A 22738-nucleotide genomic window follows, 5' to 3' on the forward strand; every position below is an offset into this window, starting at 1 on the left:
TTAGATACAACCCTATAATTGGCCACCTAAAACGGTGGCCAATTTGCACTTCATCTCTGTCCTTGTTGTATCCATTCCTTCTGTTGAATAGGGGCTTCGATACGCGCCAAAAATATGTTCGAAATTGTCGAACAAGATCAACGAATCTACCCCGTATTCTCATTGATTAAATGATCCTATTATTGCTTTCAAGATATCAAGCAGGCCAGTGACCTCGCCAGTTTGAATTAAGGAATAAGATTATGTCTAAACTACTTGTACTAAAATCGAGCATTCTTGGTGAGCACTCTCAATCAAATCAACTGATCGAGCTGCCATTGAAGGTAAATCAGATGTGGTCGTTCGCGACCTAGCCGCTAACCCACTGCCTGTACTTGATGTAGCTGCGATGACCGCCATCAACGGCGGTGATGACTTAGCTGACGAACTTAAAGAAGTGCAAGCGCTATCAAATACATTGGTTCAAGAGCTTAAAGATGCAGACACTGTGCTGATCGGCGCACCAATGTACAACTTCATGGTACCGACTCAGCTTAAAAATTGGTTCGATTTACAAGCGCGTGCAGGCGTGACGTTTGCCTACACTGAAAATGGTCCTCAAGGTCTAATCGAAGACAAAAAAGTGGTTGTAGTCACAACACGCGGCGGTATCCACAAAGGCGCGCCAACCGACCACGTAACAGGTTACCTAAAAACCATGCTAGGTTTCTTCGGCATCACAAGTGTTGAGTTCGTTTATGCTGAAGCACTGAACATGGGCGATGAACCAGCTGCGGCCAGCCGTGAGCAAGCACGCCAAGAGCTTACCGACAAACTATAACCCGTTCGCGATTGAGATTGGCTCATTTCTGTCGCGAGAAAGTTTTAGATATAAAGCCTAGGTGCTCTGCTGCCCCTAGGCTTTTTTGCGCGTTTTAAAAAACGCTTTGCAGCCACTTCATACTTAATTGCTCTAGTTGGATTATATTCACTGACAAAAAATGCTATAAATTAACCAACGTTAATAATGTTTGAATGCACATGAAAAAGTACGAAGAATTGGTTCAAGATATCATTAGTAAAATCTGCCAAAATGTCATTGACGTAAAGTTACCATCAGAGCGTGAACTAGCAGAAAAGTATGATATTTCTCGTTTTTCTGTCCGCAAAGCACTGTCCAAACTTGAAGCAATTGGTATTGTTAAATCCAAAGTAGGATCAGGCTACTTCGTCAACACTTCTATTATCGGCTCTCCTCTCATTTATAATTCAGTCACGGAGAACAAATTCGGTGAAATTGCTTATAAGAAAATAAAACTAAATAAGCGCCTACCCTCCACCCATGAAATGCAAATGTTTTCTATTGAAGAAGATGAATATCTTTGGAATATTAGACGCCTGCGATTAATTCAAGGTAAGGTGACTCAAATTGAAGAAACAAAATTACCTGTGAGTCTATTTCCTAAAATCACTGATGATATTATTGAAAGTTCACTGCAAAAGCATGTTTTATCTTTAGGCTTAGAGATTGATAGTTATTTAACCACTTATCAAGCTATTAACGTTTCAAAAGAAGATTCTATTTTACTTGGTTGTAAACGTAATAGTTCAGCTATGAATATAACCAACCGAGGATTCTTAAAAACTGGGGAAGTGTTTGTGGTGAGCGATATTATTGATATTAATTATCAGTGCACTTATCACACTAAGTTTAATCCAGAAAGCCTTAATTATCGAGATCAAAACGACCGCGAGTAGCGGTCGTTTATTAGGTCTAAATTTAAAGCCATAGCGAGAATAAACAAGGCTTTAAGGTGTGTGAATACTGCCGTCTGGTAAGCGACTTTGCGTCCATTCGTGTGGGCGGTATTCGACAGGAAAATCTTGCGCTGCTTCGCAGTTCATCTCCACACCAATGCCTGGAATCTCTGATGCATAGAGGTAACCATTGATTGGCTCTGCTGCGTTCGGGAATACGCGCTGGGTATTGGCTTTGTACTCGACGTGCTCTTGTATTGCAGCGTTATGCAGGTGAACATTTAAGTGAGTATTTACTGCTGCGCCAATCGGTGTCATATCTGGTGGGCAGTGCCAAGCAATACGAACGCCAAAGCTCTCACAGAAGTGACCGAGTTTCAGTGCAGGTGTGATACCACCGATTTGCGACACATGACAGCGGATGAAGTCGACACGGCGATTGATGATCAATGCTTTCCACTCTTCAGGGTTGTTAAACAGCTCACCCAAAGCCAGCGATACACTCGATTGGTTGCGAATATTATCCAGCCATTCTGTTTGACTTGGCGGCAAAATATCTTCAATAAAGAACGGGTTATACTGCTCGACTTGTTTCGCAAATTGAATCGCTTGATTCGGGAACAAACGCTCATGCACATCGTGAAGAATATGGAATCGCTTACCATATTTCTCACGTAGGTTTTTGAACATTTCTACTGTGTTTTCAATATATTGGTCTTGATCGTAATAAGAGCCTTGCGTTGGGTTTTGCGCCGTCTGAATATTTTCTGGCACACCACCGTAGAAACCTAACTGACAACGAATATGTTGATAACCCTGATCTAGGTATTTTTCAACTTGCTCATATAAGCCTTCCATCGTATCGCTAGTGGCATGGGTATATACCTGAATAGCATCACGAGACTTACCACCAAATAATTGATGAAGCGGCATATTAGCTATTTTTGCTTTAATATCCCAAAGAGCCATATCAACGCCAGAAATAGCATTATTGATCACCGGACCATTGCGCCAATATGCATTGACCATCATCATTTTCCAGAGATCTTCAATATTATTTGCATCTTTGCCAATTAATAATGGCTTAAGATATTCATCAACCATGGTTTTAACTGCCAATGGTCGCTGTTGGAATGTCGCACAACCGTAACCCGTTACACCAGATTCTGTTTCTACAATAACAGTAATCAGGTTATGTCGGTCCGGTTTGGTAATCACGCATTCAATATTTGATATGGTATTTTTGTTCACTTCAAACTATCTCTAGCTAACAGGATTTATTTTATATAAGCGTGAAAAAATCCAAATTACAAGCGGTAAATTATGCTTAAATTTAACTGGTTCGTTCCTGTTTTGAATTCGGCAAGAAAAACGAACCAATTGGCAAAAAAAGCCGAAAAATTAATTTTTGGCCGTTTTAATGTGAGTTTAGTCACTAATTTGTCGATTGGATAAATACCTCCAGTAGCTAAGATGGGCGCAGTGAATGAGCAAACAAAGCACATAGGAAAGTATGATGCAATTGACACAAACAATTGGAACTGGCGATGCTTCGCCGGATAAGGCAGACAGCTTTAGCATGAAACTACAAGAACTGGTGGCGGCACTTGGTGGCAACGAGAACATTGCTAACATCACCCACTGCATGACACGCCTACGATTCAAACTGGTGGATGAATCGAAAGCCAACAAAGAAAAACTTGAGGCAATTCAAGGTGTAAAAGGCGTGGTACTTGCAAAAGGTCAGACGCAGGTGATCATCGGTGTCGACGTTGAAAAATGGTACTTAGCCCTGTCTGGCGCTAGCGCTGCACCGGAAGACGCCGAAGTTGAGCAAGAAAAAGGAAAGCTATTCCAAAATGCAATGCGCGTGGTAGCCGGCATTTTTGGCCCTGTTGTTCCAGCCATTGCCGGCTCGGGCATGCTGATGGGTCTGCTATCAGGCTTGATTGCGACCAACGTGATCTCAGAAAGCTCAGATACTGTGTTTTTCTTCCGTTCGATTTCGCTCGCAGTGTTCTTCTTCCTACCAATGCTGGTCTCTTTCTCTGCGGCGAAAGTGTTTAAAGTCAATGAGTACATTGCTTTAGCAGTAGCAGCTGCAATGATGTCGCCAAAGCTATTGGAAAAAGCGACCATTCTTTCTGAAGCTGGCAGTACACCAGAACTGAGCGTATTTGGTGTGATTCCAGTTGAGCTGCTTAACTACGGTGGCGCGATCGTACCTGCGATTCTAGCGGTTTGGGTACTGTCCAAAATCACCCCTATGGTAGATAAGTTAGTTCCTGCTTCTGCCAAACCAGTATTCACGCCGCTACTTGCTTTCACTGTGACATCGACTGTTGTGCTCTCTGTTGTTGCCCCTGCAGGTATGTGGCTAAGTAATGGTGCAGGTTGGGTAGTGAGCTCACTATTAGAAGTCTCCCCAACGCTGACGGGCTTCGTGTTTGGTTTAACTCGTCCAATCACCATTGTGTTTGGTATTCACCACAGCATGACGCCAATCAGCTTGAACAACTTCGCGCTGTACGGAAAAGATTTACTCATGCCGATCATGTGTCTAGGTAACTTAGGTATTGCAGGCGCGACCATGGCGATTTGGTACAAGCAACGTAAATACGCGACTAAAGAGCAATCTTCAGTAACAGTAAGCTCAGGTGTTACAGCAATCCTTGGTATCACAGAGCCAGCATTGTTCGGCGTACTCACCAAGTACACCAAAGCTCTGTTTATGGCGAGCTTAGCGACGGGTATCGTTGGTGCCATTTCTGTGACGATCGATACACACCTAACAAGCTACATCCTTTCTTCGGTATTCAGTCTGCCTGCTTACTTAGCAAGCGGCACTCAGAACTTCGTACAAGCGGTATTGGGTGTGATCGGTGTGTTCTCACTATCATTCGCAATGACCATGATGTTCGTACGCATCGATAACAAATAATCCTCTCTTCTCTCTATGCAGACCTGTCGTATCCATTTTCGGCAGGTCTCATAAGCACGCTAAAAAGAACTGTTATGAAGACAATCGCAATACTTGGCGAATGCATGATCGAGTTGAACGGTAAGCCGTTTGGCGATATGCAGCAAACGTTTGGTGGCGACACCCTTAACGCTGCAGTTTACTTCAGCCGTTGCAGCCAAGCCTTAGGTGCATCACAGCAGGTGCAATATGTGACTGCCATGGGGACAGACCCACTGAGTGACGGCATGGTGTCACGTTGGCAGCAAGAAGGGGTAGCGACCGATTTTGTATTAAGAGACAAAGCGCGTACACCGGGTTTGTATCTAATTCAGTTAGATGAACAAGGCGAGCGCACTTTCCTTTACTGGCGTAATCAATCGGCAGCGCGCTACATGATCCAACATCCTGGATTTGAGCGTGTGGCAGAGTCACTCAAGCAGGTTGATATGGTGTTTGTTAGCGGAATTAGCTTGGCGATTCTGCCAGAGCAAGACCGCGATAAGTTACTTGAACGTTTGAATCACTTGCGAACAACGGGTGTTGAGATCGCTTTTGACAGCAACTTCCGACCAGCACTTTGGCCACAAGACCAAATGAAAACCGTTCAAACATGCTATCAAGCCATGTACCAAACAACAGATTTAGCTTTGGTCACTTTCGATGATGAACAGCTTATTTGGGGTGATGCAACGGCTTACGACACAATCACTCGCTTGCAAACGCAAGGAGTGAGCAATGTGGTGGTTAAGCTTGGTGCAGAAGGCTGTTTAGTGGCAGATGCAAACACATCGGAGCCGTATTCTGTGGCAACAACTCCCGTAGACGATGTCATCGATACCACATCCGCTGGCGATTCCTTCAATGGTGGCTTCCTAGCAACTTACTTGTCGGGTGGCAATATTAGACAAGCGTGTGCTAATGGCAACACTCTCGCTGGAGCCGTTATCCAACATAAAGGCGCAATCATCCCAAAAGAAGCGACCGATGCGGCTGTTGCTCAGCTCAAGAAATAAATTTACAGGACACAACATGTCGAACTTAAAAGCTCAATTAAAAGCGTTAAAGGTGATCCCGGTGATCGCCATTGATCACGCAGAAGATATCATCCCACTGGGTAAAGTATTGGTAGAAAACGGACTGCCAGCTGCCGAAATCACATTCCGCTCAGATGCTGCCGTTGAGGCGATTCGTCTATTGCGCGAAGCCCAACCAGACATGCTAATTGGCGCAGGCACAGTACTCAATCGTGAACAAGCTATCGCCGCGAAAGAAGCAGGGGCAACCTTTGTGGTATCTCCAGGCTTCAATCCAAATACCGTAAAGGCCTGCCAAGAGGTTGGCATTGATATTATACCGGGCGTGAATAACCCAAGTGCCGTCGAAGCAGCATTAGAGATGGGGCTGACGACTTTAAAATTTTTCCCGGCAGAAGCATCGGGAGGCGTCAACATGGTAAAAGCACTATTGGCACCTTATGGTGACGTTAACATAATGCCTACAGGTGGCATCAATCCTTCAAACATTAAAGACTACCTCGCTGTTCCACGGGTACTGGCATGTGGCGGTACTTGGATGGTCGACAAACAACTGATCGAAGCGGGTCGATGGGAAGAGCTGGCTCTACTGACTCGTGAAGCGGTCACCCTAGTTTCTAACTAATGACAATTAATCATGATTCTACATTCTGCCTAGCCCTGAATCTTTGGGCTAGCGCCGAAAACCAACTTCTGAAAACCAATTTCTCTAAGCCTTTCTTTCTAAAAGAAGGGACGTGGTTTGCTGTCTCTGAAATCAGCACATTTATACAATAAAATCTAATACATATGGGGTTTACCATGAACAAAACACTGAAGCTATCTCTGAGCGCCCTCGGCGTACTCACGGCACTATCGGCAAATGCAGGCATCAGCATTGTTGATACCGAAGAAGGCAATTTTTCAGTCGCAGGTAACGTTGAATTAAACTTCAACTATCAAGATAGGGAGTCGAACGAATCCGGGGATCATGAGTTCAACCAAGATGGCCGCGTTTTGATTGAGTTTGCCGGTGAAAAGTACACCACTGGTGGACACTACGTGGGTGTGAAGGCTCAACCACTTTTCGAAAGCACAGGGGCAGTTAACCTTGACGATGCTTACTTCGAGTTCGGAAAACAAGACGCATGGGCAATCAAAGCAGGTCGTTTTGAAGCATACGATATGTTCCCAGTCGGACTGGATGTGTTCTTAGAGTACTCAGGTGATACCTCAAACGAGCTTTACACCGACGGTGCTGTATATACATACCAGATGAAAGAAGCTCGCGGGCGTGGTTCAGATGGTCAGCTTATGTATAGCCAAGCTTTCGGCAACCTATACCTAGAAGTGAGCAGCATGATTGGTGACCGCTCGGATCTATTCCATGAAGGTACCGATGGTGGCTCTTATCATGGTCAAACCATTAGCAGCAGTAAAGACTCTTTCCTAATTCGCCCAGTAATCGCCTATCAAATGGGCGACTTTAGTGTTGCTGCATCGATGGAAACCAACTTAATCTCAGACGCTATCGTGACCGATCAAGGTGTCGATATTTCCGACCGCACCGGTTATGGCCTAACAGGTAACTGGGCGAAAGGTGATTGGTCTCTAAATGCCAACGTTGCCTACATGGATGCGGTTGACGAGAACAACTTCTCGGCAGGTGCTAATGCACTATGGAAAGGATTGGGTGTGGGTTATGTTTACGCCAACAATGAATACGAGAACAAACAGATTTCTGGTTGGGCAGAAGGTGAAGTATCTTCATCAACTCTGTACGCGTCATATGAGTTCACCGATGTACTCGAAGTAGAAAACTTCTCTGTACTACTGGCTCCTACTACACCAGTATTTCTAATAACCTAGAAAATACGCTTTCATCAGAACACTTTGCTGAAGAAGATGATTTTGGTGCTCGTATTCGCCTATTCTACGAGTTCTAGACCATTGTCCTAAAAACAGTCCAATAAAGGGTGCCCGTTCGGCACCCTTTTTTAGTTTAGCTACTTCTTAACGCTGTCGAGTCGACGGTCAAACACATCCAGTACTTCCTCTAGCGCCAAGGTTGCTTGGTTAAAGTATTCCGTTGGGCTAATTTTCGGGCAATCCACCAGCACCTGCTTATCGATAGTCTCCAGTAAAGCCCCAATGGCAGCATAGCCACTATCATCTTGAATTGATCCAACCTGATTTCGAGCAGTGCGGCGAATCGCTTGCTGCAAGTACTTCAAGCGAATCCTGTCAACGCTGCAACAGTTTTGCGCTGCCGCGACACCCGTACCTATCGCTCTTGCCTGTCCAATGTCTTCCGCTGCCACTAATATGTCTTTCCACAAATAACGGATAGAGCGATCTTGCTCGTCTTTCAGTTCATAGAGTTGGCAACTCTCTGCGCAGTCATCAATCACGTAAAGAATGTTCGCGATCACTTGGCTATGAGCACTAAGATTATTCATCGCCGAGCGCGATTTAAAATCGCGATAAACCTCAAGCCAATCTTGCTTAAGCGTTTGCCAGCTCTCCTGCTCTGTCAACCATGCAGCCTGATACTCAAGCGCCTCATAGCGGCGCTCTAGTTGTTTTTGTATCGGAGCAATTTTTTGAATCAGTGAAGCATCACCACACAAATAGCCATTCGTTAAGCCACGGTGTTGCTGGGTGAGCGTTAGCAGCACTCTAAAGTCTTTGAGCAGCGAGATACCCAATGATTGACTGGCAGCCTAACGCCGTTTATGTCGAATAAAGCTCGACAATAATAGGGTCAGTAATAAAGCAAGTATGCCAAGTATTGAAGCCAATAGTGACGTTTCCATTATGCTGCACTCCTTTTCGAACGAGTCAGGTTTTGCAAGTACATAGCCACACTTGCGTTTTGTTGGGCCATCAGCGTGTTGTGGCTAGCGGCGTCGGCCACTTGTTCAATGCTTTCAGATATCTCTTTCGTCGCGATGGATTGCTGCTCTGACGCTGCAGCAATACCGCCAATCTGGCTGGTGACTTCATTTAAACGCTTCAACGACATGATCCACCGATCGCAACGCGTCACCGACACTGGTCTGGCTAAGCTCACTTGAGCGCCCTACCCTTCTGACCTGCTCCACCACTTCCGACATGCTGGCCGTAACTTCTTTCACTTGTGAGGTAATGGAAGAAGCGGAATCATGGCTCGACTGAGCAAGGGTTCGTACTTCTTCTGCAACCACATTAAAACCACGTCCGTACTCCCTTACTGCGCTTATTCTTTTTGTAATTGATGAGTTTGCAACATTCGAACCATTAATCAGAAAAGGGATAGGAAAAATCGGGAATACAGTTAAGTAATTGAATTTATTTACTATTTGAAGTCCATAAGCCTCATTTAAATAGTTAAATGGTTTCACTGACGAACAAATGACGAGCAAAGCGCACCAAGAGAGTGCATAACAATCCAATTACTCACATTCCACTGTCATTTCGTCAGCCTGCCCCGCAAATAACTTTGTAATTTAGCAACGTTCATGACAAATTAATGAAAGTTTATAACGAGATCTTGATCACATTAGACTCCTAAACTATACTAATACCATACAGAACTGAAAATTAGTTACATGAGGAGCCCAGATATGCTAACTGTAATTAAGAACATTTTTATTCCTAAGAAAGACTACGCGGGTCGCAACATCAATACCGTGATTGAAAGACTTGCTGCGCAAACAAAAACGAACGTACACGCATGGTCTTACTTGCCAGAACTGGCTGCCTATGAGAACACGTTGACAGGTATGCGTGTTTACCGCCACGAAACATCGTGCAAAGCGGCATAATCTTCATAGTTCAAAGAGATTTAAAAACGGCTTGCACTACTGCAAGCCGTTTTCTTTTAAGCGGTGACCTCACTCATCGTTATTATCGGCTCGCTATTTAGCGCATTGTCGAACGCTGATGAGCAAGGTGATTGAACAAGGTGGCTAAACTTTTACAGTTCACTATTAAACAATAGGTTACAAATCTCACCTGAAATCTATTGAATACAACCTGACAGTTCTATACATTCATTTCACTAAAATTAATTAAATTATTTCAATAACTTATATTGAAACCTTCATTTATTCGCCGTGCCTTTGTAACCAAAGATTTGTACGTAGCTGCCACTAAGAACTCTTTACTTTTGCCATCAATAAGATGACGGACTGTTCCAATGATAGGACGTCGAACAATAAGGACTATTCACTTGAAAAAATTATTAGCACTTACTGCAATTGCGTCAGGAATGGCTTTTGCAAACCCTGCTGTGTCGGCAACTATTTCACCATTTGTTACTGGTGGCCAAGATGCAACACAGGAAGATTACAAAGACTATTTGGTTGGATTTACCGTTGAAGGTATCGCTGCTTGTGGTGGTGCACTTATCAATGGTAAGTGGATCTTAACGGCTAAGCACTGTACTCCAATCTGGTATCAAACAAATGGGGATTTAAATGCTACGGTACGAGTTTATCAAGGGTTAGCAGCCTACGATAACGATGACCTAGTATATGAAGGGCCAGCTGTTAGTTACCGAGAGTGGAACATTGCCGATCAATACGCTTATCGTGAAGATGTTTCTAAGTTCGTCGTAGCTCCGATGCTACGTGAGTTATTAAAGGTGGAAGAATTAACTGGTTATACGGAAGTTTTGTGGAACTTTGGTGATACAGAGCTAAATGATGATATTGTGTTGATTGAACTATCAGAACAGATTCCTCATAACGATACTGTCACACTCCCTTTTCCTAAAGTTCTTGAAGAACATTACTCACCTGAGTCTTGGGAAGACTTCCAATCTAGTTTGAATCAACAAGCTGGCAATGAGTATTTGTTCATGGGGTGGGGTTCAGATAGAGAAAATGGCGCAGACCCTGATACATTACAAAAGGTTCAGTTACAAGTAAATGAGCCTGAACTTAATGTGGCATGTCATTACACTGCTTTTGTTGGCAGCAATATGAATGTTTATGATTGTGACTTTGATGTTACTAACCCGAGCCATGGGTTCAGGTCCACTTTTGTAGATTACACGATAACTGGTTCTGCATTTACTGAAACACGAGGACTTCTAGCATATACTGGTACTGGTCCAGGCGACAGTGGTACAGGGTTGATTAGTCCAGATGGTGAGTTGTTTGGTGTTGTATCTCGGGGAGATAGTGTTCCTGATGATCAGGGAGAATATAGGACGTCATTTTCTTCAACATTATGGTATGCAGATTGGTTTAAGCAACAGATAAATAGCTTGAGCACTCCATCGATGCTTTCAAGTATTGAGGTAGAGGAAGGCGTACATTCACCTGAGTTTAGAGTTGCGATCCAAAACGTATCCAACTCAGAGCAGCTTATTGCTCCATACTTGTCTAGCAATAATTTCTTTGTTCTCGAAGAAAATCATTGTCCGTCACTGCTAGGCTCATACGAAACTTGTGAGCTAACAATTGTTTCCAACCTTGGCAACGACTATTTGACAGAAGGTGATTCGCATTCAGCAACACTGACACTAAACAGCGAAACTGATCTTCCAGTATTAGTTGCAGTGGCTAGTGAGGGTGATGATGATAGAGACGAAGATATTACGCCACCTACTGGCGACTCCGGTAGCAGTGGAGGCAGTTCATTCTCTTTTCTTTGGCTGCTAGGCTTAGTCTCGGCGCTTGCATTGCGCCGCAAATTTTAGCCCTTTACTAGTATTGAGTTCGTCGCCCAAAATCATTAAACATAAACGGCTTGCAGTCATGCAAGCCGTTTTCTTTTAAGCGGTTTACTGCTTGTATTTGTGCAGTATATCTTGGGGTATATGGCAATAGTCATTGGGGCGAAGCGTTAGGCGATCTTGGTGCTCATCGTCACTTTTGACGTAGTTGGTCAACGGCAGCACTTCAATAGCAATCTTGTCAGCGTCTGGTCGCGCAGCGATGTAGCACTTCACACGTGTTAAATGCTCAGCATTCAAGCTGTATACCCCTGTACGGTACTTTTTGCCAACATCCTCACCCTGTTTATTGATGCTGTATGGATCAATGATTTCAAAATAAAAATCCATTAACTGCTCTATGGTCACTTTCTCTGGATCGAACTGCGTTAGCACACATTCCGCATAGCCATCATAGTCACTTTGGGTTGTGTGGGTTGTGCCATTGGCGCGCCCTGCTTGGGTTAACATCACACCCGGAAGGTGGCGCATGAACTCTTGCACGCCCCACAAACAACCTCCAGCAAAATAGATCTTTTCCATATTCGCTCTTTCTCGACATAAGATAGACGGCAGGCAAGTTATCACACTTTTCGGTGAGATAGGATGCCTAAAACCAAACACTGATGTTCAAAAACATGCTGAAGGCCAAAATACCGCATCCGCTAAACATTCATAATGTCAATAGGTGTTCTAAACTATTAAAAAGCACTCAGTCTCGGTGCCTTTTAACTATAAAAGAGATTTTCACATTTCTTGTATTTCCCTATTAGGAGCCTTCATGTCATTTGTTTTTAAGTTCACTCAACTGAAATTGATGACCGCACTCATAGTTATTTTCGGTACGTTATTTAGCACACTGTCGATTGCTGATGAGCAAAGTGACCGTACTTTCGTTGTTGGTGTGGTTAGCTCCAAACCTGTGAAAGCCTTTGAGCGAGCTCAACCTCTTGCCAATTATCTGGCAGCGAATCTCAGCCAATATGGTTACTCCAAAGGAGATGTAAAAGTCGCTCGAAACTTGAGAGAGCTAGAAAGATGGTTAAAACGAGGTCAAGTTGATATTTTCTCTGAAACCGCCTTTACCGCCTATGAATTGGAGAGCTCTAACCTCGCCGATATCCTAGCAAGACACTGGAAAAATGGGTCGGCGGAATACCATTCGCTGTTTTTCGCTCGCGTCGATAGCAACATTTCCAGTTTCGACGACTTAGTCGACAAGATAGTAACTTTTGAAGATAGGCTTTCCACCAGTGCCTATTATTTACCTGCTACCACACTTGTTAATGAGGGTTACCGCCTCAGCGAAGTTTCCTCACCTAGAGAAGCCCCTCCAAAAGGTACCATTGGCTATTTCTTTGCGGATGAGCTTTCCCCCATGGCGATGAATCCAGCATGATGTCTTGGGTGGAAAAAGGCATCGTCGCCGCTTCCGCGTTCAGTAATGAAGATTGGGATGACGAAGTGACGCCTGAGATCAGCGCTAACCTAAATGTATTTTACCGCACGCCCAATATTCCCCGAGCCGTTATGATGGCGAGATCCACGCTGGATCCACAATTAAAAACAGACATTCAGACACTGCTGTTTTCCGCCGATAGCAACGAAGAGGGGCTCAATGCACTGAGAGCCTTTAAGAAAACCAAGAAGTTTGACCCAATACCACAAGAAGCACTCACCACTATTCAAGAAATTGGTGCAAAACGAACCGTGCTAGAAGATTGAGTGGTGGGCTATGAAGTTAAGGGGAAAAATATTAATGACCAGTACGGTGTTTATTGCCATCACCGTGCTCATGTTGTTTTATTCTCAAAGCCACGTTCGCCAGCTCTATACCGATGAGCTGCTCAACGCGACATCGAATAACATCTCCGAAAACGCCAAAAAACAAACGCTTGAAAGGGTAAAGGCAACACTGAACTACTTGGTTGACGCAACAATTGGGCCTATGTATTTCTTCGATCTTGATGGGGTAAGGTATGTCATTGAGCCTGTCATCAATGATGGCAATATTCATAAAGTGGCAGTGTTCGATAATGAAGGTAAGGTCTTTTACTCAAGCAGCCCTGATGATAGATATGGGCAAGCAGTCAACTCAGCAGGATTAGAAAACACCGTCATTCAGAATAGCGAAGTCTACACTCACCAAGACAGTGATACTTTAACCCTTGCGGCGCCGCTCCAGATCCAAGATAAAATCTTGGGGGCGTGCTGATCATATACTCTCTCAAAGCGGTTAAGGAGGATATTAAAAGAAACCAAGAGCTCGTGGTTGAGCTAAGCCAATCCAACAAGCAGCTATTTATTAAGCTCAACATTCTCGTATTGGTCACTACTTTGTGCCTTAGCTTGTTTCTTTCGTTGGGCCTTGCCAGCCGACTAATCACCCCACTATACGAACTCATTGCCCACTCCAAACGCTTAGAAAAAGGCAAGTACGGCACTTATAACAAAGTCTCGTCAAACGATGAGTTGCAAGAGCTCGCAGAGTCCATCAATGATATGGACCGACGCCTAGAACAGCGTACCGCCGAAATCGAGTTCATGGCATTTCATGATTCATTAACCAAGGTTCCCAACCGAGCCTGCTTTATTAATTTAATCCAAGGCCTGATTGAAGAATTAGATTCTGAACCACAGTCATTCTCCATTCTTTTCATAGATTTAGATGGTTTTAAAAGCGTTAATGATAACTTAGGCCACCAAGCGGGCGATAACCTACTGTGTGAGATGTCTTCCCGAATCAACCAAACCATACAGGCGTTCAACAAAGATAACGTTGTTGCTCGAGTCGGGGGCGACGAATTTATCGTTTACATAAATCAAACAGACTCAACCTCGGATGCAGAAGACATAACACGACAGCTGTTAAAAGAAATCCATAAACCAATTAACCTTGAACAATCGTCAGGCCTCATATATTCCGGCGCAAGCATTGGTATCTCTACCTATGATAGTTATACCGATGCGCAGGATGCCGAAGCGCTTATTAAGCAAGCGGATATCGCCATGTACGCCGCTAAAGCGATGGGGAAAGGGTGCTACGCCCGTTACTCTGAGGAGCTTGAAAGAGCCAGTAAACGAGCCGATGAGTTAGAGAATAACTTGAAAATGGCAATGTCCGACTTTAAACAGTTTCAAGTCTGGTATCAGCCGCAAGTCGCATTGCACGACGAATCCCTCGTCGGTTTTGAGGCCTTGCTTCGTTGGAACCACCCTCAGCTAGGAGAAATATCGCCTACGGAGTTTATTCCTGTGGCCGAATCGACAGGTTTAATTGTCGACTTGGGCAAATGGGTATTTAGTCAGGTAGTGGAGGATATCGCGAAGTGTTGTAATGAGCTGACATTCACAGTATCAGTTAACGTCTCAGCAAAACAGCTTAGGGATAAGGGACTGGCTCATCATTTACAAGAGTGCACAGCGGCTTCAAATGTCGCAATGAATCGGCTGCAAATCGAAATTACCGAGACAGCTTGATGGACAGCTGGCAAATGGCTCAAGAATCACTTAACGAGCTACGAACAATGGGGGTGGAAGTCTGGCTTGATGACTTTGGCACAGGCTACGCTTCATTGAGCTACCTACAAAAGCTAAAGATTGATGGTTTAAAAATAGATCGAAGTTTTATTTCTGGTGAAAATGTCAATCTCACCAATAACACCCTGTGCTCCGCCATTATTTCTATGGCCAAGAAACTGGATATTAAAGTCGTGGCGGAAGGGGTGGAAACCTATGAACAAGCCGAGTTTTTCAAACAAGAGCAATGTGATAGTGCTCAAGGTTATTTCTATGCTCGGCCAATGCCATTTGAAAAGCTCAACTTAAAACCGCGCTCTCACATTGCTTGAATTCAGCGTCTCCCGTCATAAAAAAACCTAGCTTTGCAGCTAGGCCAAACTATGAGGTGCTGGCACTACTTTGCGCACCAAAGCCTCAATGAAAACCAACACCTGTACTCATCACTATTGCGTAAGGGCTTTGTATTCCTGTTTTGCCGCGTTTAAATCCGTGACAAATTGTTCATCTTCCATCAGTTTATTAAATACGATGTGAGCGATTTTTTTACCCGCTTCCACATCACTCTCCCAGTGGGCATTACACACAATACGGCTGTAGCCGTAATCAGCACCGCGTTGGATTAACTGCGCTTCACTTGATGGGGCAATCGCGGCTGCCACTAGCGAAACGCCATATCCTGAGGCAGTGTGACCCGAAGGATACGATCCGTCTTTTGACAAATAGTCTTCCGCATAAGGTGTGCACGATGGCAAGCCATTCACGGCAAAAGGACGCGCTTTGTTGTAGTGCTTTTTAGAATCTGACGTTGCTAATCCAAACGATGAAACACTTCGCCCCATAACGACATAAATGGCTGGTGTTTGTTGAGCATTAATCTCGATACCCAGCACATCACCATAAATTTTCGCAAAGTAATCTGGGGTGATACGCGCATCTTGCGTGGCTTGCGCCATACGAGCGGGATCTTCCACTGTAAAATCAATCGCTCCGATACGCTTATCTTCCAAGTCTTGGTTGCTCCCTTCAACTGGCGGTGGGGCAATTAGATCCACGGTTTTCACCGCTTCAATGTAAGGCTGATAAAACTGGTAGTTACCGTAAGTAATTAGCTCTAACGATTCAATACTCGTTGGAGAGGCATGTTCAAGATTAAGCGAGTTAGAATCAGCCGCAAAAGCGCTAGAGAATGTCGCTGGAAATAACAGCGCCAAACCGAGTAAAGATTTCTTCATGTGATGTCTCTCCAAATCAAAAGTAAGGACTTAACTCCTTAATAGGTTCGAGATAATAGTACTGAAGTCATTTGTGGTAGGCATAGTTATATCAATTATTCCGAAGCAGAATACCTTCAGAAATAGAAGCAAAAACAAACACCTCTAGTATGGTTCAATCAAGCTTGGCAACCCAATGTTCGATTAAATCTCAAGTCCTAGAAAGATGAAATGAGGATAACATCCGTCATAACGCAGTTAGTGAGTTAACCGAAGTCGAATAATATTTCCCTCAAGCAAGGATGAGCGGGACACATTATTTACAGAAACTTTAAAATCCTAAGAGGTTAATTATGACTGACTACACGAAACTAGATAACGAAGTGACAAACATTGCCGATGAGCTTTGGGCAGTATCTTCAAAAGTTTGGGAACTGGCTGAACTTAGCTACCAAGAGATCGAGAGCTCAGCACTAGAAAGTGCGCTGCTAGAAAAGCACGGTTTCACGATTGAGCAGCGCAACATTGCGGGTTTAGAAACCTCTTGGATTGCCACTTGGGGTAGCGGCAAGCCAGTTGTTGGTTACATGGTTGAATTCGATGCTCTTCCAAGCCTAGGTAACGCAATTGCACCAGAGCAAACACCAGCAGAAAGCGGTAACACCAATGGTCACGGTTGTGGTCACAGCACGATTGGCCCATCTTCTATCGGTGGCGCGATTGCCCTAAAACACCATATGGAGAAAGAAGGCATTTCAGGCACCATCAAAGTGTTCGGCTGCCCAGCAGAAGAAGCGCTAAACGGTAAAAACTACATGGTTGCCGCAGGTGTGTTCGACGGCATCGATGTGGCCCTTCATAATCACCCATTCGATGTCACTACAGCGGTAAACTTCCACACAACGGCCTCGGTTGACCTTATCGTTGAGTGGCAAGGCATCACGGCGCACGCAGGCGTTTCACCGTGGGAAGGTCGCAGCGCACTTCATGCCTCTGAAATCTTCCTAGTATCTGCAAACATGATGCGCGAGCAGCTAGAACCCACTGCACGTCTGCATTACCAAATTCTTGAAGGTGGCGCGGCGGTAAACGTTATCCCTGACCACGCAAAAGTGCTCGTTCGTTATCGCGGCAAAAGCGCAGAAGATGTTCGCATGCATAAAGCATGGCTTGAAGACATGGCAAAAGGCGCAGCACTTTCAACACAAACAGAAGCTAAGGTAACTAACCTAGGTGGCATCTACGATATTTTGCCAAACGACACATTTGCAGAAAGTATCACAGGCCACCTAAACCGCTACTTCCCTATCGAGTGGACAGCGGAAGAACAAGAATTTGCACGCTCTATTCAGCGCGCAACAGGTAAACCAGAAGATGGCCTAACCACTAAAGTTATCCCACCACAAAAAGGCTTGGAGAATGGCGGCTCATCCGATGTGGGTGATGTAAGCTGGACGGTTCCTACTATGGGTATTGGCTTCTCAGCATGGCCACTGCACATTCCTGCTCACCAGTGGGGAGTGACGGCATCGGTAGGTTCAAGCATTGGCCGTAAAGGTATTATTCATGCAGCGCACACATTGGCCGCTCAAGGTTTGGAGCTTATGACGAACCCACAACTTCTGGAATCAATCAAACAAGATTTCGAAGAGAAAAAAGCAGGGCGTGAATACGTGACTCTGAACGATTTAGACGTAAACCCAGCCGCAAGCTTAACGGAAGAGCAGCGCGCTCAACATGAGAAGTTCGTAAAAACATCACTCGACAACATTCTGCCAAAAACAGGTCGTTAATCGAGAAAATCAGACCAGCCCTCAGTCTACACTGGGGGCATTTTGTATCGATTCATCAAGACCCAAACTGACTATCCAATAAAGTCGCTAATCTTTATCATCACTGCACGAACACCTTGTCGCGTAAGGTTGTGATGATAAGCTCTCTTAGCCACTGGTGAGCGGCACTCGCGGCGGTGCGTTTGTGCTCAATCAGATAAATGTCGACACCAAATTCTGGCTTATCGTCCATCGCAAATACAGGCACCAAGCGATCTTTTAGGTTAGCCATATCCAGCAGCTTATCCGATGACACCATAATGGTTTCGCTGTTCTCCATCACTTCAACCAGAGTGAGTAACTGCCCACTTTTGAACATCACATCTCGCTTGATTCCAAGCTTGGCAAGATGGTCATCGACAGGGTTACTCAGACCGACCGATGAGCGAATATCTAAGCTCATATCCACGAATCGATAGCTCAAGCACTCTTCTAGCGTCACATCTGTTTTCGAAGCCAGAGGATGCTCTTTCGCCACATAAAATACTGGATAGATGGAGCCAAGTTTCTCGAATGGAAACTCTTCCCCATTCTCGGGTTCATGGATGTGAACTGAAAAATCCACATCGCGCGACACTAATTGCGACACTGCATCTTTTCCAACAGGAAACTCGACAAGACTGGCTTTCGGCGCTTGTTGTGACAAAGCAGCGGCAAGAGGCACAGACAAAAATCCACTCATAAGCGGTGGCAATGAGACCACAAAGGTTTGGTCGCAACTTTGTGGAGAAAAGGCAGTTTGTGCGATGAGATGCTGAGCATTTCTTAGCAGCTCTTCGAGTGGGGCTTGTAGATCCAACGCTTTTTGCGTCGGCACTAAGCCATTGGATTCACGGTAAAAAAGTGGGTCATCAAACAAATCACGTAAGCGTCCGAGTGTGCGGCTCATGGCAGGCTGTGAGAGATACAAGGTTTGGGCGGCGCGAGTGACGTTTTTCTCCTTAATTAACACACTCAAGGAGACCAATAGATTCAAATCTAAACGGGACAGTTGCTGCTCTAGCGTTACCATAATCATGCACTCAAGTTATATCACTGAGTAGACTATGACACTGCAGTGCATAGATGTACAGATAGGCGGCGCTCGGTTGTGAGAACGCCACCTAAAAAGGCGAGTTAAGCTTGCACCGTATTCTCACCGACACCATAAGCAATGAGGCGTGAAAGCTCGGTTAAACTGCGGCCCGACTCTGCTTGCCAGTGGTTAAAGGCGCGTTGAATTGCCTCTAGGCTGCGCTTGCTGTACAAGCCACCTTCGATAATGCTATTGGCTCTGAGGTAGCTTTCAATATCCCGGCTCAAAATGAAGGTATCTTTACCTAACTGCCTCAGCGCATACGGCCCTGTGTTCCCCCCAATCGCTCGCCATGTTTTTTCAAATAGAGCCACAAGCCTACGATGTCCTCTTCTGGCCAATCGGCAATAAACTGGGCAAAGCTCCCGTGCTCTTTCTGCACATTGCGGATCATCTGCGCATTGGCTGGCACGGTCTTCACTTTGGTAAAGTTGCGCACAATTCGCGTATCTTGGCTTTTGCGCTCAAGCATGTCAGCCGGCATAAGCAGCAGCTTCTCAATATCGAATTCCCAAAAGACTTCTTCGAAATCGGGCCATTTGTTGTGAATCACACGCCAAACAAAGCCAGACTGAAAAATGGACTTGGTAAACTGCGCCAAAAAGCGATCATCTGAAATACTCGCTAACTGCGTATTGGTAAGCGGGCCTGGCAATAACATCTCTAATGCAGATTCGCCGCCCTTGCGCTCGGCAGCTCGATGGTAAATGGCGTCGAAAGATTCGTATTTCATGTTCACTCGATAAAATCCTAACTCGATAAAGTCGGATAAGAGTACCCGACCTGAGCATTTATTGCCTGCCATTTTTGCGCTCATCCATCCATCAAGAAATAACAATGAGTAATCAAAACGCAATAATGATATGCACAGGGCGGATAATTGATATCAGTTTAAGTCAGTAGCTTGAGCGCCAACAATTCGTAGAATGAACTTATCGAATCAATGAGCCACGGACTGCAGCGTTGATTGACTTGTTTAAATTACCTTTAACTGTCGAGGTTTATTATGAAAAAGATTCTACTTACTTCAATCGTTGCTAGTCTGATTTCTGGTTCTGTTTTCGCGAATGAAACTGAAATATCACGAGATAACTACGTTGTCGCTGAAACCAGTAAATACTTTGGTGTGACAGAGATGAAATCCGAAAATGGCGTGAATACATGGCGTCATTTCCGTACTCCACCAAAAACAGAAGACCAGCCAATTGTGCGTATGAACCGCGACACCATTTACTCCACAGCGGTTGTGGATACGGAAAAAGGTGCAACCATTACACTGCCTGATTTTGGTGACCGCTTTACCATGGTTCAATTCACCGACGAGAACCACAACACTTTCGATATGATTTACACCCAAGGTAATGAAACGATTGAAGTGCCACCAAGCACTAAGTTCATGTTCGTCTTAGTAAGAACCTACTTGGCAGACATTAATGATACCGCTGAAATCAAGCGCCTGAACGCTTTGCAAGATCAGTTGGTGATCACCGCTGGCTCAACCGACGATTACCCAATCTACGGAGGTTATGAACTGCCTGAACTCGTGAACAAGCTAGAGCCAGTGAAACGTGAAATCTTGGATGAAATCGAATCAAGCGATGTCGAAGATTCAGAGTTTATGTTCGGTACGCCAGACTACACCACTAAGATTGGTCGCGAATATGGTGCAGCTTATGGTTGGGGCGGTGCAACGTTCAAAGACAACGTTTATCAGTATTCGAAAAATTTCTCTTCAACCCAATGTCATCAGACAACGTTTGAAGACCCAGAGAACGTAGGGTTCTGGTCACTCACTGTCTACAACGATGATGGCTTCATGTTCAATGACCTAGCAAACATGAATAACGGTGTGGCTGAGAAAAACAGTGATGGCACGTACACAGTCAGCTTTGGTTGTGGTGAAAATGCAATAAATAACATTCCACTTGATGGTTTGAAAGAAGGTCAAAAATGGAACGTGTTAGTTCGTCATTACACACCTTCTGAAAAGATGTTCAAAGAACACATTGACCCAAGTAAAACCATCGAACGTGTTCAATAGGCAACTCTTCGTGTAGTAAACGACCAAGGTCTTAGCTTGGTCGTTTACTTTAAGAATCATTCAATCGTTGGTAAGTCTCTCACTACCTGTGTCCCTTAGCTAAAACAAACATGTGATAACCAAACTCATCAGCATGGTTAAGGCTCAAATTCACTTCGTGTTCGATGTCTTTGAACGCTTGCGTTTCAGCCATTGTCCCTCTTAGCTCGTCTAATCGTGCTGACAGCGGGCCATAGTAGTTCATCCAAGCTTCTTTGCTTTGTGGAAAATGAGCCACTACGTGATAACCGGCTTTTTCCATCTGCTCCAAACGTGTTTTAACCTGCTTAATGTCTGGATATTCATTGTTCCAAAAGTCGATAGCAGTTTGACTAGGGTCTTCGGTGCGCCAAACCATATCGCTCACCATCAGACAACCTTTATCGACTAGTAGCGGCTTCCACTGCTCGAGCGCTTTCTCAATACCCATGATGTAAGCACTGCCCTCTGCCCAGATCAAATCAAACGTGTTTGGGTCGAATGGCAGTGCCGTCATGCTTGCGCATTCCGTACTGAGCCTGTCATCCTGGCCATTTTGTTCAAATCGCTCACTTAGTCTGTCGAGTGCTGACTGCTCATTATCAATCGCCGTAATATGCGCTTGAGTGTTTTCAACCATCACTTGCGTGGCTAAGCCTTTACCGCAACCCACTTCTAAGATGTTGCTTGGCGCTTTAGGTAACGCATTAATAGCTTGTTTGGTATCTTCTTCACTGCCTGGCCCCCAGCGTTCAAGTGTTTCAAACACTGTCATAAAGTCAGCCATGTATTGTTCGTGTTCGTTCATGTCTTTTGATAACCATTTCAATCGCAACGCTTCTTTCTCATTAAAGCCCTGCTTCATTAACCAATCTAAATGTGCATCTGGCGCTAGCTCATCTAGCCCTTTATGCCAAGAGGTTAAATCCCCCTCGCCTAACATCGCGGCCAGAAGGTCACGAGATTGTTGCTTGCGCGAAATCTCGTCATCCAATGTTTGCAACCGGCTTTGCAACAATGACCGGTCAATCTTTGCTTCCAAACACGCCTTGCACTCTTTTAGCGTTAAACCGGCAGCCAATAGCTGCTGGATCAATCGAACCCGCTGCAGATCTTTTTCGCCATACACTCGATAGCCATTCGATAAACGCTGGCCACAAATCAGCCCTTGTTTTTCGTAGTAGAGCAAAGCTGTTCGAGACAACCCGACCTGTTTTGCTAATTCAGATATCTGGTACATACGATTTCTCTTAATGTTCGTTGATGACATGGAATGTAAACTATAAAGCTGTAGACAGGTCAATGGCTAATTTATTTTGAATAGAAAACTGGAGAATCTTGCGTTTTTTGATTGCAGATACTGTGATGAGTTAACGAGGAATCACATTGAAGCCCTGTCTGAAAGATGTATAAAATGGTCTGTGTGCAAGTCCAAAAAGCAGTCCCTCTACCATCTGCTCTGTCACTTTGGAGACCAAATCAATGTCCCTATTCTCCCGCCTCTCGTTCAATAAAACGCCTCATTTGGGCCTCACTCTATCTGGAGGGGGAGCGAAATGTTTGGCTCAAATTGGGATGCTGCAATATTTGACAGAACAAGGCATCAAAATCGACACCATTTCA

At 44.7% G+C, this 22738-nt stretch carries 21 protein-coding genes and 3 pseudogenes; 15 read left to right on the top strand and 9 right to left on the bottom strand.

What is annotated here, in order from left to right:
- The first annotated feature begins 242 nt into the window (after positions 1-242).
- Positions 243-820: pseudogene (locus UA76_RS00605) on the top strand (FMN-dependent NADH-azoreductase).
- Positions 821-1020: 200 nt separating this feature from the next.
- Positions 1021-1737, top strand: a complete 717-nt coding sequence (locus tag UA76_RS00610) for a GntR family transcriptional regulator (protein WP_047042114.1) — start codon at positions 1021-1023, stop codon at positions 1735-1737.
- 51 nt (positions 1738-1788) lie between these two features.
- Here the strand turns inward: UA76_RS00610 and UA76_RS00615 are convergent, their stop codons facing one another.
- Positions 1789-2988: an enolase C-terminal domain-like protein gene (locus UA76_RS00615; protein ID WP_047042116.1), complete on the bottom strand. Its 1200-nt coding sequence runs from the start codon at positions 2986-2988 to the stop codon at positions 1789-1791.
- A gap of 265 nt (positions 2989-3253) precedes the next feature.
- Between UA76_RS00615 and UA76_RS00620 the strand changes: the two genes are divergently transcribed.
- From UA76_RS00620 to UA76_RS00635, 4 genes and pseudogenes are all read left to right on the top strand, one after another.
- On the top strand, positions 3254-4678 hold the full coding sequence (locus tag UA76_RS00620) for a PTS transporter subunit EIIC (RefSeq protein ID WP_047042117.1): 1425 nt from the start codon (positions 3254-3256) through the stop codon (positions 4676-4678).
- A gap of 74 nt (positions 4679-4752) precedes the next feature.
- Positions 4753-5712: a sugar kinase gene (locus tag UA76_RS00625; protein ID WP_047042119.1), complete on the top strand. Its 960-nt coding sequence runs from the start codon at positions 4753-4755 to the stop codon at positions 5710-5712.
- Positions 5713-5728: 16 nt separating this feature from the next.
- A complete protein-coding gene (locus UA76_RS00630; RefSeq protein WP_047042121.1) occupies positions 5729-6358 on the top strand; it encodes a bifunctional 4-hydroxy-2-oxoglutarate aldolase/2-dehydro-3-deoxy-phosphogluconate aldolase in 630 nt (209 codons plus the stop codon).
- 176 nt (positions 6359-6534) lie between these two features.
- Positions 6535-7658: pseudogene (locus UA76_RS00635) on the top strand (carbohydrate porin).
- Between the two features lie 60 nt (positions 7659-7718).
- On the opposite strand, the gene UA76_RS00640 reads toward UA76_RS00635, so the two are convergent.
- The 3 genes from UA76_RS00640 to UA76_RS23940 all read right to left on the bottom strand — a co-directional run bounded on the left by UA76_RS00640 (position 7719) and on the right by UA76_RS23940 (position 8918).
- On the bottom strand, positions 7719-8390 hold the full coding sequence (locus tag UA76_RS00640) for a hypothetical protein (protein ID WP_047042123.1): 672 nt from the start codon (positions 8388-8390) through the stop codon (positions 7719-7721).
- A 137-nt stretch (positions 8391-8527) separates the two neighbouring features.
- The gene (locus UA76_RS00645; RefSeq protein WP_157617530.1) at positions 8528-8731 is read right to left on the bottom strand and encodes a hypothetical protein; all 204 of its coding nucleotides are present in this window, start codon (positions 8729-8731) and stop codon (positions 8528-8530) included.
- Positions 8715-8918: a hypothetical protein gene (locus UA76_RS23940; protein WP_047042126.1), complete on the bottom strand. Its 204-nt coding sequence runs from the start codon at positions 8916-8918 to the stop codon at positions 8715-8717. The genes UA76_RS00645 and UA76_RS23940 overlap by 17 nt, the downstream gene beginning before the upstream one ends.
- A gap of 399 nt (positions 8919-9317) precedes the next feature.
- On the opposite strand from UA76_RS23940, the gene UA76_RS00655 reads away from it, so the two are divergent.
- The gene (locus UA76_RS00655) at positions 9318-9518 is read left to right on the top strand and encodes a hypothetical protein (RefSeq protein ID WP_047042128.1); all 201 of its coding nucleotides are present in this window, start codon (positions 9318-9320) and stop codon (positions 9516-9518) included.
- A 407-nt stretch (positions 9519-9925) separates the two neighbouring features.
- Positions 9926-11401, top strand: coding sequence for a S1 family peptidase (locus tag UA76_RS00660; RefSeq protein WP_047042130.1), 1476 nt, complete (start codon positions 9926-9928; stop codon positions 11399-11401).
- A gap of 84 nt (positions 11402-11485) precedes the next feature.
- Here UA76_RS00660 and UA76_RS00665 read toward each other — a convergent pair whose 3' ends face one another.
- Positions 11486-11959 (bottom strand): peptide-methionine (S)-S-oxide reductase, encoded by a 474-nt coding sequence (locus UA76_RS00665; RefSeq protein WP_047042131.1) that lies wholly within the window; start codon positions 11957-11959, stop codon positions 11486-11488.
- A 238-nt stretch (positions 11960-12197) separates the two neighbouring features.
- Here UA76_RS00665 and UA76_RS25075 point away from each other — a divergent pair, with 238 nt between their 5' ends.
- From UA76_RS25075 to UA76_RS25090, 5 genes are read left to right on the top strand one after another with little or no spacing between them, the layout of a single operon-like run.
- Positions 12198-12815, top strand: a complete 618-nt coding sequence (locus tag UA76_RS25075; protein WP_084705436.1) for a PhnD/SsuA/transferrin family substrate-binding protein — start codon at positions 12198-12200, stop codon at positions 12813-12815.
- A complete protein-coding gene (locus UA76_RS25080) occupies positions 12812-13141 on the top strand; it encodes a PhnD/SsuA/transferrin family substrate-binding protein (RefSeq protein ID WP_084705437.1) in 330 nt (109 codons plus the stop codon). The genes UA76_RS25075 and UA76_RS25080 overlap by 4 nt, the downstream gene beginning before the upstream one ends.
- Before the next feature lie 34 nt (positions 13142-13175).
- On the top strand, positions 13176-13631 hold the full coding sequence (locus UA76_RS00675) for a hypothetical protein (protein ID WP_047042133.1): 456 nt from the start codon (positions 13176-13178) through the stop codon (positions 13629-13631).
- A complete protein-coding gene (locus UA76_RS25085; protein ID WP_047042135.1) occupies positions 13625-14896 on the top strand; it encodes a putative bifunctional diguanylate cyclase/phosphodiesterase in 1272 nt (423 codons plus the stop codon). The genes UA76_RS00675 and UA76_RS25085 overlap by 7 nt, the downstream gene beginning before the upstream one ends.
- Positions 14897-14910: 14 nt before the next feature.
- Entirely contained in the window at positions 14911-15267 is a 357-nt protein-coding gene (locus tag UA76_RS25090) for an EAL domain-containing protein (RefSeq protein WP_162198928.1), read from the top strand.
- Between the two features lie 114 nt (positions 15268-15381).
- Here the strand turns inward: UA76_RS25090 and UA76_RS00690 are convergent, their stop codons facing one another.
- Positions 15382-16170, bottom strand: coding sequence for an acid phosphatase (locus UA76_RS00690; protein ID WP_047042137.1), 789 nt, complete (start codon positions 16168-16170; stop codon positions 15382-15384).
- 332 nt (positions 16171-16502) lie between these two features.
- Here UA76_RS00690 and UA76_RS00695 point away from each other — a divergent pair, with 332 nt between their 5' ends.
- Complete coding sequence (locus tag UA76_RS00695; protein ID WP_047042139.1) at positions 16503-17942, top strand: amidohydrolase; 1440 nt, start codon at positions 16503-16505, stop codon at positions 17940-17942.
- A 100-nt stretch (positions 17943-18042) separates the two neighbouring features.
- Here UA76_RS00695 and UA76_RS00700 read toward each other — a convergent pair whose 3' ends face one another.
- Both UA76_RS00700 and UA76_RS00705 read right to left on the bottom strand, forming a co-directional pair.
- Entirely contained in the window at positions 18043-18993 is a 951-nt protein-coding gene (locus UA76_RS00700) for a LysR family transcriptional regulator (protein ID WP_047042141.1), read from the bottom strand.
- A gap of 104 nt (positions 18994-19097) precedes the next feature.
- Positions 19098-19789 (bottom strand): annotated as a pseudogene (locus UA76_RS00705) (DNA-3-methyladenine glycosylase I).
- 273 nt (positions 19790-20062) lie between these two features.
- On the opposite strand from UA76_RS00705, the gene UA76_RS00710 reads away from it, so the two are divergent.
- Entirely contained in the window at positions 20063-21097 is a 1035-nt protein-coding gene (locus UA76_RS00710) for a DUF1254 domain-containing protein (RefSeq protein ID WP_047042142.1), read from the top strand.
- A gap of 82 nt (positions 21098-21179) precedes the next feature.
- Here UA76_RS00710 and UA76_RS00715 read toward each other — a convergent pair whose 3' ends face one another.
- Positions 21180-22355, bottom strand: coding sequence for a MerR family transcriptional regulator (locus tag UA76_RS00715; RefSeq protein ID WP_047042143.1), 1176 nt, complete (start codon positions 22353-22355; stop codon positions 21180-21182).
- Between the last annotated feature and the right edge of the window lie 383 nt (positions 22356-22738).

The organism is Vibrio mexicanus (assembly GCF_001012815.1).
Lineage (GTDB): Bacteria > Pseudomonadota > Gammaproteobacteria > Enterobacterales > Vibrionaceae > Vibrio > Vibrio mexicanus.